The sequence below is a fragment of the Pseudomonas sp. I8001 genome, from assembly GCF_013385345.1.
In the GTDB taxonomy this organism is placed as follows: domain Bacteria; phylum Pseudomonadota; class Gammaproteobacteria; order Pseudomonadales; family Pseudomonadaceae; genus Aquipseudomonas.
Genome location: NZ_JACAQC010000007.1, coordinates 524027 through 537421, shown reverse-complemented (window position 1 = coordinate 537421; position 13395 = coordinate 524027). Strand labels below are relative to the sequence as shown.

Annotated in this window: 12 protein-coding genes; 4 read left to right on the top strand and 8 right to left on the bottom strand. The window is 59.9% G+C overall.

Going from position 1 to position 13395, the window contains the following annotated elements; translation table 11 throughout:
- Together phoR and phoB are read right to left on the bottom strand one after the other, a co-directional pair.
- Positions 1 to 1323, bottom strand: a complete 1323-nt coding sequence (gene phoR / locus HX839_RS07040; RefSeq protein WP_008439473.1) for a phosphate regulon sensor histidine kinase PhoR — start codon at positions 1321 to 1323, stop codon at positions 1 to 3.
- Positions 1324 to 1366: 43 nt separating this feature from the next.
- A complete protein-coding gene (gene phoB, locus HX839_RS07035; RefSeq protein ID WP_003195617.1) occupies positions 1367 to 2056 on the bottom strand; it encodes a phosphate regulon transcriptional regulator PhoB in 690 nt (229 codons plus the stop codon).
- A gap of 152 nt (positions 2057 to 2208) precedes the next feature.
- On the opposite strand from phoB, the gene HX839_RS07030 reads away from it, so the two are divergent.
- On the top strand, positions 2209 to 2589 hold the full coding sequence (locus HX839_RS07030) for a hypothetical protein (protein ID WP_003213380.1): 381 nt from the start codon (positions 2209 to 2211) through the stop codon (positions 2587 to 2589).
- A gap of 33 nt (positions 2590 to 2622) precedes the next feature.
- On the opposite strand, the gene ubiA is transcribed toward HX839_RS07030, so the two are convergent.
- Positions 2623 to 3513: a 4-hydroxybenzoate octaprenyltransferase gene (ubiA, locus tag HX839_RS07025; protein WP_003213378.1), complete on the bottom strand. Its 891-nt coding sequence runs from the start codon at positions 3511 to 3513 to the stop codon at positions 2623 to 2625.
- A complete protein-coding gene (locus HX839_RS07020) occupies positions 3513 to 4076 on the bottom strand; it encodes a chorismate lyase (RefSeq protein ID WP_008439472.1) in 564 nt (187 codons plus the stop codon). The genes ubiA and HX839_RS07020 overlap by 1 nt, the downstream gene beginning before the upstream one ends.
- Positions 4077 to 4271: 195 nt before the next feature.
- Between HX839_RS07020 and HX839_RS07015 the strand changes: the two genes are divergently transcribed.
- From HX839_RS07015 to HX839_RS07005, 3 genes are all read left to right on the top strand, one after another.
- On the top strand, positions 4272 to 4439 hold the full coding sequence (locus tag HX839_RS07015) for a rubredoxin (RefSeq protein WP_003213373.1): 168 nt from the start codon (positions 4272 to 4274) through the stop codon (positions 4437 to 4439).
- 52 nt (positions 4440 to 4491) lie between these two features.
- Positions 4492 to 5640, top strand: coding sequence for an NAD(P)/FAD-dependent oxidoreductase (locus HX839_RS07010; RefSeq protein ID WP_003213371.1), 1149 nt, complete (start codon positions 4492 to 4494; stop codon positions 5638 to 5640).
- A 191-nt stretch (positions 5641 to 5831) separates the two neighbouring features.
- A complete protein-coding gene (locus HX839_RS07005) occupies positions 5832 to 6107 on the top strand; it encodes an HU family DNA-binding protein (RefSeq protein WP_003213368.1) in 276 nt (91 codons plus the stop codon).
- Positions 6108 to 6224: 117 nt separating this feature from the next.
- Here HX839_RS07005 and HX839_RS07000 read toward each other — a convergent pair whose 3' ends face one another.
- Genes HX839_RS07000 through HX839_RS06985 form a run of 4 tightly spaced genes read right to left on the bottom strand, consistent with a single transcriptional unit; the run spans position 6225 to position 13358 of the window.
- The gene (locus HX839_RS07000; protein ID WP_003213360.1) at positions 6225 to 6632 is read right to left on the bottom strand and encodes a hypothetical protein; all 408 of its coding nucleotides are present in this window, start codon (positions 6630 to 6632) and stop codon (positions 6225 to 6227) included.
- A 15-nt stretch (positions 6633 to 6647) separates the two neighbouring features.
- Positions 6648 to 10955: an RHS repeat-associated core domain-containing protein gene (locus HX839_RS06995; RefSeq protein WP_177020306.1), complete on the bottom strand. Its 4308-nt coding sequence runs from the start codon at positions 10953 to 10955 to the stop codon at positions 6648 to 6650.
- 12 nt (positions 10956 to 10967) lie between these two features.
- On the bottom strand, positions 10968 to 11402 hold the full coding sequence (locus HX839_RS06990; protein ID WP_003213356.1) for a DcrB-related protein: 435 nt from the start codon (positions 11400 to 11402) through the stop codon (positions 10968 to 10970).
- A 15-nt stretch (positions 11403 to 11417) separates the two neighbouring features.
- Positions 11418 to 13358 (bottom strand): type VI secretion system Vgr family protein, encoded by a 1941-nt coding sequence (locus HX839_RS06985; RefSeq protein WP_003213354.1) that lies wholly within the window; start codon positions 13356 to 13358, stop codon positions 11418 to 11420.
- Positions 13359 to 13395: the final 37 nt, after the last annotated feature.

Genomic DNA, 13395 nt, shown 5'->3' with positions numbered 1-13395 from the left:
TCACTCGTCCTGATGAAGGACCCGGGAACGTGTCACCTGGGCCGGCGGGAAATGGCAGGTAAAGGTACTGCCGTGGCCGAGCACGCTACTGATTTCCAGCCGCGCGCGATGGCGCAGCAGCACATGTTTGACGATGGCCAGGCCGAGCCCGGTGCCGCCGGTGTTGGAGTTGCGGCTGGAGTCGACGCGGTAGAAACGCTCGGTGAGGCGCGGCAAATGCTTGGCGTCGATGCCCATCCCGGAGTCCTGCACGCTGAGGTGTGCGCCCTGGTCGTCGGCCCACCAGCGGATGCGGATGTTGCCTTTGTCCTGGGTGTATTTGACGGCGTTGAACACCAGGTTGGAAAACGCGCTGCGCAACTCGCCCTCGCTGCCCTTGAGCAGTATCGATGGGTCGGCTTCAAGGGTGATCTGCTGTTCACGCTGCCCGGACAATGCCTGGGCGTCGCTCTTGATCGTCTGCAACAGGCTTTGCACCGGCACCGGATGGTTGTCCGAGGGGTAATCGGTGGCTTCCAGCTTGGCCAGCAACAGCAGGTCGTTGAGCAGGGTTTGCATGCGCGAGCCTTGCTGCTGCATCTGTTGCAGGGCACGGGTCCAGCGCGGGTTCACGTCTTCGACGTTATCGAGCAGCGTCTCCAGATAACCGCAGATCACTGTCAGCGGTGTGCGCAGTTCGTGGGAGACGTTGGCGACGAAGTCCTTGCGCATCTGTTCCAGCTGATGGATACGTGTGACATCGCGCACCAGCATCAAGTGTTCGTTATTGCCGTAGCGCGTCAGGTACAGCTGGATACGCACGCGGTCGTTGGTCGGTGACGGGATTTCCAGGGCTTCTTCGTAGTTGTCCTGCTCGAAATACTCCTTGAAACGCGGGTGGCGCACCAGGTTGGTCACCGGCTGGCCGCTGTCCTGGGGCGTCTTGAGGCCCAGCAAGGTCTCTGCGGCGCGGTTCCACCATTCCAGGTTGCCGTCGCTGTCGAGCATGATCACCGCGTCTTTCAGTGCGGCGGTGGACTCCTGCACCCGGTCGATCACCGCTTGCAGGCGCCCGCGTACACGCTGGTCGCGGCGTTGCAAGTGGTAGATGCTGTCGAACACCTCGCCCCACAGGCCGTAGCCGTCGGGTGGTGCTTCGTCGGGTTTGTGCTGGCGCAGCCATTCGTGCAGGCGCAGCAGTTGCTTGAGGGTCCAGCCCAGGTAAAGGCCCAGGCCGACGGCCAGGCTCCAGCCGTAATAGCCGCTGACCAGGCCCACCAGCAGGCAGCCGGTGATCAACAGGAGCATGTGGCGGATCAGGGTGCCATGCCAGTTTTGGTTCACTTAAACACGCGTCCTTTCAGCTGTCTGGGCAGTTCGGGCTGGCTCAGCCTTTGGTGGAAAACCGGTAGCCGGTGCCGCGCACGGTTTGTACCAGATTCTCGTAAGCGTCGCCCAAGGCTTTGCGCAAGCGGCGGATATGCACGTCGACGGTGCGCTCTTCCACATACACATTGCCGCCCCAGACCTGGTCCAGCAGTTGGCCGCGGGTGTAGGCGCGCTCCTGGTGGGTCATGAAGAATTGCAGCAGGCGGTATTCGGTGGGGCCCATCTCGGCGGGTTTGCCGTCGATGGTCACGCGGTGGCTGATCGGGTCAAGGATCAGGCCGTCGACTTCGATAGGCGCTTCACCATCGGTGGGGCCGGCACGGCGCAGAACGGCTTTCAGACGGGCGACCAGTTCCCGTGGGGAAAAGGGCTTGGTGATGTAGTCATCGGCGCCGACTTCCAGGCCCTGGATCTTGTTGTCCTCTTCGCCCTTGGCGGTGAGCATGATGATCGGGATATCCCCGGTCAGCTCGTCACGCTTGAGGCGGCGGGCCAGTTCGATGCCGGAGGTGCCGGGCAGCATCCAGTCCAGCAGGATCAGGTCCGGCTTGCGGTCGACGATAATGGCATGGGCCTGCTGGGAGTTCTCCGCCTCCAGGCAGTCATAGCCGGCCATTTCCAACGCAACGGCGATCATCTCGCGAATGGGCGCTTCGTCGTCAACGATCAGAATGCTCCTGCCAACCATGCTAAATCCTCTTGTCATTTAACTGTCTTGCGCCGCATTAGATAACGGAATTATTGCAGTCGTGTGACAGTAATTTAGTCGCTTGGGCAATCCTTGCCTCTCTGGACTACGCTTTGGGTCCGAATCCTGACAACCACAAAAGGAAGGTTCCCATGACTCACAGTACTTTTTCCTGGAAAGCCCTGCTGGTAACGGCCGCGTTAACGCTGCCGACACTGGCGTTTGCGGCAGACCCGGCGATGACCAAGGACGGGATGCTGGTGGACCACAACGGCATGACCCTCTACACCTTTGCCAAGGACGCTGATGGCAAATCCATGTGCAACGACAAGTGCGCCACCAACTGGCCGCCGTTGATGGCCGAATCCACCGACAAGCCCATGGGCAAGTGGACCGTGATCACCCGTGACGACCAGAAAAGCCAGTGGGCCTACAGCGGCAAGCCGCTCTACACCTTCATCATGGACAAGAAGGCCGGTGACATGACCGGCGAAGGCAAAATGGACGGGGCGTGGAAGGTCGCCAAGCCTTGATGTGAGCCGGGTAAGGGTGAGGGGCCTGGCCTCTCACCGAAACCCGTAGTCCGCGACAATCCCGACAAAAATCGCCAACCCGGCCCAGTGGTTGTGCAAAAACGCCTTGAAGCATTTGAGCCGGTCCTTGTCCCGGGTGTACCAGAACTCCCAGGCAAAACACCCGGCCGCCGCCAGCAAGCCCAGGTGGAACCAGCCGCCCAGCTCAAAACGCATCCCCGCCAGCCACAGGCACACCAGTGCCAGGCCCTGCAGGGTCAGGATGATCACCCGGTCGGCATCGCCGAACAGAATCGCGGTGGATTTGACCCCGATTTTCAGGTCATCGTCGCGATCGGTCATGGCGTAGTACGTGTCGTATCCCACCGTCCACAACAGGTTGGCGATGTACAACAGCCATGCCGCGGCGGGCAGGCTGCCCGTCTCGGCGGTGAACGCCATCGGCATGCCCCACGAGAACGCCGCGCCCAATACCACCTGCGGGTAATAGGTGTAGCGCTTCATGAACGGGTAGCTGGCCGCCAGCGCGAGGCCGCCCAGAGACAGCCAGATCGTCATGGAGTTGGTCAGCAGCACCAGCAGGAAACTGATGACCATCAGCACCGCGAAGAACACCAGGGCCTCTTTCGAGCTGATCCTGCCGCTGACCAGCGGGCGCTGTTCGGTGCGCTTCACATGGCCGTCGACCTTGCGATCGGCCCAGTCATTGATGACGCAACCGCCGGCCCGGGTGAGTACCACGCCGAGCACGAAGATCAGGATATTGAGCAGCGATGGTGAACCCTTGCCGGCAATCCACAGCGCCCACAGCGTGGGCCATAGCAGCAGGTAAATGCCGATGGGCTTGTCCATGCGGGTCAACTGGATGAAGTCCCAGGCCCTTGGGTTCAGGTGATTCAGGGATTTGAGCAGGCGCTGGTACATCAGAAACGCTCCGGATGGTCGTGCACGGCTTGCCACAGGGTGGGCAGGAAGATCTCGGCCACCAGCACGCTCAGCGGCCCGCGGTCGAAGCGCGAGCGGCGTGCCCACAGGTGATCGGCCTGGTCCGCCGGGGGCAGCCATTCCCGTGGGTAGCGGCGTACCTCGATGGCCTGGCGCGTGAAGGCGTGGTCACAAAACAGCAATTCCCCGAGAGACCGGCTGCCCAACTCATCCATGTGCAAGCCGTCGCCCTGCAAGGCGCTGCGGGCCGCCACGCTGCGGGCAAACACCCACGGCTGGCCATGGCCACGCAAATACACCTCGCGCACCCAGCCGATGCTGGCGGCGGGCAAGTCCAGGGTGGCGCATTCGTCGTCTCGCAGTGGCTGCCAGCCTTCGAACAACGGCGTCACGCTGAAGCCATCGTCGGACAGGCGCGTCAGGCGCCGGGTCAGCGAACCTTCATCGAACAGCCAGTTGAGTGTCAGCGGCGCGGGCAGTGGGCTCAGAAGGCTCTGGGTCAGCCATCGGCAAGCATCGGGAAGGGCGTTTGAATGCGGCACGGAGGGTCATTATTGGCAGTTAATGAGGCGGCGAGCTTACCATGGTGCCCTGGACTTTTGCCGGAGTGCGCCAGGGCCATGCGTCGATCATGCTTGCATCTGCGCCTGCTGATCAGTACAAAACGCCCTGAGCCGCACGGCAAGGTTGCATCTATCGACCGTCGGCCAACGCGCCTGGACCTGAGGAAACAAGTAATGAAGAAGTGGCAATGTGTCGTCTGTGGCCTGATCTACGACGAGAAAGACGGATGGCCGGATGACGGCATCGCGCCGGGCACCCTGTGGCAGGACGTCCCCGAAGACTGGCTGTGCCCGGACTGCGGCGTGGGCAAAATGGATTTCGAAATGATCGAAATCGGCTGATTGCTGATTTAAATCGCAATTCAAGAACCGTACTAACTACAAGGAGAAAGGAATGAACGCACCTGTCGTGATCGTCGGCACGGGTTTGGCCGGTTACAACCTGGCTCGGGAGTTTCGCAAGCTCGATAGCGAAACCCCGCTGTTGCTGATCACCGCAGATGACGGGCGCTCCTACTCCAAGCCCATGCTCTCCACAGGCTTTGGCAAGAACAAGGAAGCCGATGGCCTGAGCATGGCTGAACCGGGCGCCATGGCCGAGCAACTGAAGGCCGAAGTGCGTACCCACACCCGCATCAGTGGCATCGACCCGGGCCACAAGCGCTTGTGGATCGGTGAGGAAGCGGTGGCCTATCGCGACCTGATCCTGGCCTGGGGCGCAGAAACCGTGCGGGTGCCGGTACAGGGCGACGCCGCCGAGCTGATTTTCCCGATCAACGACCTCGAAGACTACGCACGCTTTCGTGCCGCTGCGGCCGGAAAACGCCGGGTGCTGTTGCTGGGTGCCGGGCTGATCGGCTGCGAGTTCGCCAACGACCTGATCCTCGGCGGCTACGAGATCGACCTGGTGGCGCCGTGCGAGCAAGTCATGCCGACCCTGCTGCACCCGGCAGCCGCCGCAGCGGTGCAGGCCGGTCTGGAAGGCCTGGGGGCGCGTTTCCACCTGGGCCCGGTGCTCAATCGCCTGCAGCGCACCGCTGACGGCCTGGAAGCCCACCTGTCTGATGGCGAAGTGATCCAGTGTGACCTGGTGGTGTCTGCTATCGGCCTGCGCCCGCGTGTCGACCTGGCCGCCGCCGCCGGCTTGCAGATCAACCGCGGGATCATGGTCGACCGCCACCTCAAGACCTCCCACGCCAACATCTACGCCCTGGGCGACTGCGCCGAGGTCGATGGCCTGAACCTGCTGTACGTAATGCCCCTGATGAGCTGCGCCCGCGCCCTGGCCCAGACCCTGGCGGGTAACGCGACGGCCGTCAGCTACGGTCCGATGCCCGTCACGGTAAAAACCCCGATCTGCCCGCTGGTCGTCTCGCCACCGCCACGGGGCACCGAAGGTGTGTGGAGCGTCGAAGGGCAGGGCGGCGACATCAAGGCTCTGTGCCGCGACGCCAGCGGCCGACTGCTGGGCTACGCCCTGACCGGCACGGCCGTGATGGAAAAACTGGCCCTCAACAAAGAACTTCCGCCGCTGCTGGCGTAAATGCTGGTCGTTCTGTCGGAATAAGCATCATTTTGACCGTAGAAAGGTCGCCGTGAGACTGGCGCAGGCCCCGATGGCATGCCATCCTCACTCCCGTCTGCCGCAGAGTAGAGCCTGCGGCGCCTTGGGCGCTGCTCCGATAGAGAGCAGCACGGACATAACAACAAAAAACCGTCAAAGAGGCTTCACTTATGCGTAAACCAGAACTCGCAGCCGCTATTGCAGAAAAAGCAGACCTGACCAAAGAACAGGCCAACCGCGTACTCAACGCCGTACTCGAAGAAATCACCGGCGCGCTGCATCGCAAGGACAGCGTCACCCTGGTGGGCTTCGGCACCTTCCTGCAGCGCCACCGCGGCGCCCGCACCGGCAAAAACCCGCAAACCGGCGAGCCGGTGAAAATCAAGGCGAGCAACACCGTTGCGTTCAAGCCAGGCAAGTCGCTTAAAGACAGCGTCAATCCGTAAGTAAAGAAGCCTGCGCTACGCACATGCGAGTGCGAGCGCGGGATAAAAAATGGGCACGCCGACTGGGTCGGGTGCCCATTTTTTGTGGGTGGGCAATCCTTGCTCAATCGTTGAGCTTCAAGCTGTCCACTCGTTCTCAATACACCATTGCTGTACATCCGCAATTAGTTGCGCCGATACCGGTTGCAGATTGGGGAGTTTTTTCTCGTATTTCTTAATACTTTCAACAAAAAATGTAATGAATGCCGCACCTATTAATTTGCGCTGAGCAGCTATGTCTTTTTTCAGTGGAACAAAATCTTCCTCGTCCATGGCGATATCCAGACCGAACATTTTGTCTTTTGCGTAATAACGGCAAAATGTTTTTCGTTCCAGGTTCTTCGGCAGGCATCGCATGCAGACCGCCAGTTCCCAGTCGAGGGTGGGATACTTTTTTTCAAGAATCTCACTCAGGCCATTTAGCTCGTCGGTGATTTCAAAGACCTTTGTCCAACTCGGTGAGTCCGATGTCGTATCGACTCGCATAAAGTATTCCTTATGTCAGTGCCTGCATTTGTTGCCCGGGGGTAGTTTTCCTCGGCGTTTAAAATATTTTCCGATTTTTAATCTTTCCCATACCTGCATATTGCCCTTCGTCGGTGCTGCCATAACCCTTTTGTAGGCAAGATTTTTGGATTTCAGCCACTTTTGGGTATATCGCCGATTCGGATTGACGGTTTCACCGACTTTCCAAACTTCACCTTTTTTCAAATAGACTTGGCCTATTGGCTTTTTATGGCCCCATGCCATCTCGTCATAAAAGCCGTCCTTTTTCGCAATCAGGTAATAAAGCTCGGGGGCCAGTCCCCATGGATCAATCCAGGATATTGGATTGGGGGCGTACTGATAAAAATTGAGCCCGCCGTCAAACTCAATCGGATCCGGTGTCGTAAACCGTCCCACGTCCGGATCATAAAACCTGAAAGTATTGAAATGCAGCCCCGTCTCCCGGTCCAGATACTGCCCCTGAAAGCGCAGGTTCTGTTCTTCGATGTAGTACGGCTCGCGCACTTCCTCAACCGTATTGCCCCACACACGATATGTCGCGCGCCAGACATTATGCCCGTCAGCTTCAGTCAGTTGCTCCGGCAGTCCGTTGAGGTCGTTGTGGTAGTAGCGGATTTTCTGCAGCGGCCCGGTGCCGTCAACGCGAGCCAAGGGTTCGCTGCCTTCATCTTCATAGATGTAAAGACTGGTCTGGCTGTGTTTATGCTCCTGCAATAACCGCAGCCCATCCCAGGTAAACCGGGTTTCCCCCAGGGGATAGCCGTCGTTGCCATGTTCGGTTTTCTCAATGCGTCGGCCCAACGGGTCGTAGATCATCCTGACTACGCTGCCGTTTTCATTGCGCACTTCAATCAGCCGGCTTTCTGCATCGTAGGCGAAGCGTTGCAAGCCACGCGCTGCGCTGCGTTTTTCGATCATCCGACCGAACGCGTCATAGCGATAACGCTTGTCCTGATAGGTCAGCAGTTTGTTATGCACGACCAGCCCAGCGCCTGACTGCGGGCCATCCAGCAGGTTGGCGGCGGCATCGTAGGCAAACGTTTCGCGCTGGCCGTGCAGGCTGTCCTGGCTGGCGATGATGCGGCCAGTGGCATCGTAGTGCAGCAGTTGGCGATGTTGTATGGCAGATTGCTGGTCGAACTTGCCGACCAAGTTGTCGGCAGGGTCATACTCGAACTGCTTTTGCGCTGTCGCTGGCATCAACGATGGCAGGCCTGTAAGGCGGTGTTGGCGTGAGCGTAGACGGCCGCTGCGGTCATACTCACTGCGGGTGCTGAGTCGGCCTTGGGTGCGCAGTACTTCGCGGTGCAGGCGGTCGCGTTCAAAGTCGCTGATGACCTGGCCGTCGAGATTGACCTGATGCAAGTGACCGCTGCCGTAGTACAGGCGATTGAGCCAGCGTCCGTCGGGTATCTGGGTCTGGATAAGATTACCGAGTTCGTCGTAGTGGTGCTGCAGGGTGCCCATAGAACTCTGTTCGGCAAGCATTTGGCCGAGGGCGTCGTAAGCGAAACCAAGGGCTTGGGTATTGCCCAGCAGGTCGGTGAAGGTGACGGCGGTGAGCTGGTCCAGCGGGTCGTAGGCGTAGTCGGTGCGCCCATCGTCGGTGGTTTTGGCGATCAGCCGACCTACTGCGTCACGTTCCATTTGATGGACAATGGGCGCTGGCGGCGTCTCGGGAACCAGGCCTAGCCCGTTGCCGTAGGGGGCCGGAGTGGCGGTCACCGTGGTGATATGGTCCAGTGGATTGTAGGTGTAGCTTTTGGCACTGCCATCGAGGTCTTGCTGCTCAGTCAGCCGATCCCCGGCGTCCCAGGCAAAGAGATAACGTTCGCCGTTCTCGTTGGTCAGTGCTTGCAGGCGCCCATAGCTGTCATAGCCGAACTTCACCTGCCGGCCATGAGCGTCGGTGCGCAGGCTTATCTGGCCACGTCGATTGTGCTGGTAGAGCGTGGTATGTCCGGCAGGGTCGGTGTACCCCACGAGTTGGCCGCTGACATCGCGTTGAAACAGCTCGATGCGACCGTCCGGCAGTTGGTTGCTGAGTAAGCGCCCCTGGAGGTCGTAGCTGAATTGAGTGCGCTCGCCAAGCGCGTCGGTGATCACCTGCAGATAGCCGCGCTCGTCGTAGCTGAAACGCGTGGGATAACCCGAGCAATCAATGTGTTCGACCAATTGCCCGAACGGATTCCAACGCAGTTTTTTGCTTTTACCGGAGGCGTCGATGATTTCCACGACCTGGCCGTGGGCGTCATAGCGATAGCGGGTGATGTGGCCCAGCGGGTCGGTTTCGGCAACGCAATTGCCGCGAGGATCATAGCGATACTGCCAACTGTTGCCGGCGGCGTCGGTCTCCACCAGGGGTAACGCCCAGTGTTCAAGCCACAACGTTGAATCGCTGCGGCCCAACGGGTCCGTTTCGCCGATCAGGTTGCCGGCGTCATCATGCTTGTATTCATAGCGTCCACCTTGCGGGTCGGTGGCGCTGAGAAGTTGGCGTTCGTCATTCCACTCGAACAGCCAGGTTTGCCCCAGCTTATCGCTGTATTGAATGATCTGGTGCTGAGTATTCCAATGTCGGGTGCTGACGCGCTGTAAGCCGTCGATGATACGGGTGAGGCCCGCCTTCAAGTCATAGTCGAACTGGTAGGAGTCACCTTCATCGGTCCAGTGTCGGACGACTCGCCACTCTGAGTTTTCAATCAGTGCCCATTCATAGAAGCACCGCAACCCGGTGGGTAACTGATGCTCCACCATTCGGTGCCCGGCATCGTACGTGAAGCGCCGCTGCACCTGGCCAGAGGCATCGCGCACCTCTGCCAGATTGGCCCTGGCGTCATAGCCGTAGCTGACGAGCACTTCGCGACGTTGATCTGGGAATAGGCGTTCGACGCGAGTGACGTGCTCATGTTCGCGTATCAACTCGACCTGCACCAAGTCGAAGGTATCGCGCAGGCGTACCAGGCGTCCGGCCTGGTCGTAGTCGAGATGAATGCGGTTGTCGTTGCGGTCGCCAAGTTGAATCAGGCGCAGCAGCGACGGGTTGGCTGTGGGCTCAAACAAACGATATAGGCCGTCGTCACTTTCAATCAGCAACTGCCCGTTGAGGTGCCGACGCACAGAGAGCCCTTCGCCGGGGCTGAACACCGCCCCCCCCAACGGGATCGAGCCCATGTCGATAGGGCGCCCCTGCTCGTCGGTGTAGACCAGCGCTTCACCGCCTTCTGGATGAGGTTGGATTTCGACGCATACTTCATAAGCCACACTCCAGCCTGTACCGAACAGTGTGCCTGGGCGTTCGTCGCGGCTGTTGTAGAAGCGTTGCCAGTCAATCGGCAGGATGGCGGGCAGTACAAAATCCAGTTCATCGGTGCCGCCCAGCACCTTCGCTCCCGTTGCAGCATGCACCGGATTCGACGAGCCCATGGCAGCGTTGGTCATCGCGTCCATCGCGCTGCTGACGGCCATCGAAGTAGCCCCGCCAATCAGCATGCACGGCAACTTGCTGAAGAACTTGCCCTTGCCGCCCTTGAGCATCAGTAACGCGGTGACCGCCAACCCCACGCCCGGCGTCTTGCCACTGCGTATTTCCCGCACCACCACTGACCCGCCGCCAATGGTCACGTTCGATGAAATCAACCCGGACGACACCACTGTTGCATCGCAGGTACTACGATCACCACTGCGCACCGCAGGCTGGCCATTGATCGTGACCTTATCCGAACCCTCGGCCAGGAACTGCGGAGGCATCGGTGGATGCTTCATGCAGGTGACCAAGTCCAGAGGCTTGGGCACGGCTCCTGGTGTGGGAGTAGCCACCGTGGGGCGCCACATTTGGGAGAAGAAGCTCTCGGCCATATCCAGATAACTGGCTTCTGGTTCGGGTGCGGGTTCTTCCAGTTCGGTTCCGGCTGGCGCGACATGCGAGCTGATCGCCCCCGCGGCACGTGCGGCGGGAAGGTTGTTGGTCAGGGTATCGGTGGCACCGGTGAGAATATTCGCCTGTACCGTGGGCGGAAACAGGGCGTTGCTGAAGCTGTCGCATAAATTGGTGAGGCCTTTGTCCGCCCCGCTCTTGCTCATGAGAAGGCCGACAACTGTGCCCACCACTGCGCCGAGCAGGACGCATCCGAGTCCGCCGGTAGCGACGGTGATACCGGTAGCAGCCACCACGGCAGCAGTCGCTACTGCAGTGATCGCGATATTGGCCGCCACCTCCAACACACCGCCGAGGATGTCGGCCATCATTGAGGTGTGGGAGAGCGCGTCGCCCATGCGAGCGGCCCATAGAGCATCAGACATGCATGGTGCCCATCAGGAAATCGCGTCGAACGACAATGAGTTTTTGATCGTCGCCCAGTGCGCCGCCTCGGCATCGCCCAGCTTGTCTGCCTTCACATAACTCAAGGCGAGCATCTTGCGTGTGCCCGGGATTACCAGAGCCAGTTGGTACTGGAACACCTTGTCACTGCCCTTGCTGAACTGGCTGCGGAGCTCTATGCCTTCTACTTCCTTTGTTGCACCTAGACGGACACCGACGCCCGGTTGATAGCGCAAATCCTGCACCTGTTTTTCCAGGCGTTTGAGCTGTTCGTCGAAGTTGCTGTGCAGGGTTTCGCCATCGGTGAGGAAGCTGCGGCTGATGATCAAGGAAGTGCCCAGCTCGGGGAACTTGAGGATATTGATCGTAGCGTCCTGCAGCTCGCCGGCCGGCAGTTGGAACTGAAATTCGTTAATTCGGTACGTCATGGAAAACAGGTCTCGTCAGGAGCTTTTAGGCGCGGGGAACGCGGCTTTGATATTGGCGTCGATGCTGGCTTTCATGCCCTGACCATCGGGTGTTGCGCCGGGGCCGCCGCCGTTGTTCAGGTGCAGGACGCCGCCGGTATTGAATTCGGCATCGCCGCTGGCGTGGAAGCTGATATTTACGCCACTCAGGTTGATCTGCCCGCTGGCGTTCAACTCCAGGATGCTTTTACCGCAGACCAATCGCAGGTTTTCGCCCACTTCAATCACGTAGCTCTGGCTGATGCTGTCGGTCTTTCTCTGGCCCACCGAGAGGATGTCTTGATGCTTGACGATGCGCACTCGATTGTTCCCAATCGTCACCGTCTCGTTATGCCCAATACTCTTGTTCCGGTCATGCCCCACCGAATGACTTTCATCCACCTCTACCACGATGTCCTGATTACGCTCTGCATGGATGTACAGCTGCTCCAACCCCTTCTTGTCCTCCATGCGGATTTCATTGAAGTTGGCCGGTGTGCCGCCTTTGCTGGAGCGGCTTTTCATCCCGCTCTGGGTGGCGTTTTCCGGCAGGTCGTAAGGCACGGTCTGCTCGGCGTTGTACACCCGGCCGGTGATGATCGGCCGGTCGGGATCGCCTTCCAGGAAGCTCACAATCACTTCCTGGCCGATCCGCGGGATCTGCATCGAGCCCCAGTTTTTTCCGGCCCAGGACTGCGATACGCGAATCCAGCATGAGCTGTTTTCGTTGGACTGGTCGTGGCGGTCCCAATAGAAATGCACCTTGACCCGGCCATATTGGTCGGTCCAGATTTCTTCGCCCTTGGGGCCCACTACCAGCGCGGTCTGCGGGCCTTTGACGATGGGCCGGTAGGTGTTGGCCAGCGGGCGGAAACTCTGTTGTGCGTCGATGCAGGTGAGGGTGCTTTCGAACTGGGCCGAAGGCGCGCCACCGCCGCTTTCGAGGCTTTCCTGGGAGATGTAGTAGCGGGCGCCGACGATCAGGTATTCGCGGTTCTGGTCGCGGCGACTGAAGCCGGTGAGGCTGAACAGGTGGCCGGAACCCAGGCCGCGCGCATTGCCGCTGAACTCCACTTGTTCGTGCAGGGTTTGCAGGGCTTCGATGCGGGTGCGGGCGTAGTGTTCGCCGTCTTCGCTTTTGACGTAGGTGCCGGGGTAGTCGTACAGCGGGTAGTCGCCGGCGGTGTGCGGGCGCGGCATGGCCGAGCGCACGTCGATGCTCGCGCTGGGGCGCTGGAAGTCGTAGTCGTTGAGTTCAAGGGAGCCCGGTTGCACTTCCTGCGCCAGGTGCCAGTTGTGCATATGGTCGCGTTCGCGCTGCTGCTCGTCCTTGGGGTAGTAAGGCACCGAGGCGTAGCCGGGCACATTGGCGTGGGCACCGTAGGCATCGGCCAGCACCAGCACGTGGCGGTCCTGCTCGTGGCGGAAGAAGTAGTAGATGCCTTCCTGTTCCATCAGGCGGCTGACGAAATCGAAGCTGGTCTCGCGGTACTGCACGCAGTATTCCCACTCGCGGTACGGGCGGCTCAAGGCGTCTTCGAAGTCGGAAAAACCCAGGTCGCGAAACACCTGCTTGATGATCTGCGGGATGCTCAGGTTCTGGAAAATCCGGCAGTCGGAGGTGCGGCTCAGCAGCCACAACCACGGGCGCAAAGTCACCTGATAGCTGGCGAACTGGCCCTGGTCGATGTTCTGGCTGCAGCGGGCGACGATGCCGTGGAAGTGTCGCTCGCCACCGTCCGCCAGTTGCAGGTTCAGGCTCATGGGCTTGCCCAGCAACTGGTTGAGGTCGATGTTGGCGTCCAGCGAGGTCAGCTGCAGTTCGAAATTGAACAGCCGACCCAGCTCTTCGCCGCCACCCATTTCATTGAGCAGCAGCACATCCGGCCCCAGGGGGCTGGTGATCTTGGCCAGGCGTGAGGCTTGGTTGAATAACATCGGTTAACCCGTAAATAGCGTAATAACTGTAGGAACC

Bases quoted from the DNA above. Each gene is read 5' to 3' on its own strand.
- HX839_RS07015 (WP_003213373.1), top strand. From the start codon at position 4,272: ATGAAGAAGTGGCAATGTGTCGTCTGTGGCCTGATCTACGACGAGAAA.
- phoB (WP_003195617.1), bottom strand. From the start codon at position 2,056: ATGGTTGGCAGGAGCATTCTGATCGTTGACGACGAAGCGCCCATTCGC.
- HX839_RS06985 (WP_003213354.1), bottom strand. From the start codon at position 13,358: ATGTTATTCAACCAAGCCTCACGCCTGGCCAAGATCACCAGCCCCCTG.
- HX839_RS07010 (WP_003213371.1), top strand. From the start codon at position 4,492: ATGAACGCACCTGTCGTGATCGTCGGCACGGGTTTGGCCGGTTACAAC.
- ubiA (WP_003213378.1), bottom strand. From the start codon at position 3,513: ATGTACCAGCGCCTGCTCAAATCCCTGAATCACCTGAACCCAAGGGCC.
- HX839_RS07005 (WP_003213368.1), top strand. From the start codon at position 5,832: ATGCGTAAACCAGAACTCGCAGCCGCTATTGCAGAAAAAGCAGACCTG.
- HX839_RS06995 (WP_177020306.1), bottom strand. From the start codon at position 10,955: ATGTCTGATGCTCTATGGGCCGCTCGCATGGGCGACGCGCTCTCCCAC.
- HX839_RS06990 (WP_003213356.1), bottom strand. From the start codon at position 11,402: ATGACGTACCGAATTAACGAATTTCAGTTCCAACTGCCGGCCGGCGAG.
- HX839_RS07000 (WP_003213360.1), bottom strand. From the start codon at position 6,632: ATGCGAGTCGATACGACATCGGACTCACCGAGTTGGACAAAGGTCTTT.
- HX839_RS07030 (WP_003213380.1), top strand. From the start codon at position 2,209: ATGACTCACAGTACTTTTTCCTGGAAAGCCCTGCTGGTAACGGCCGCG.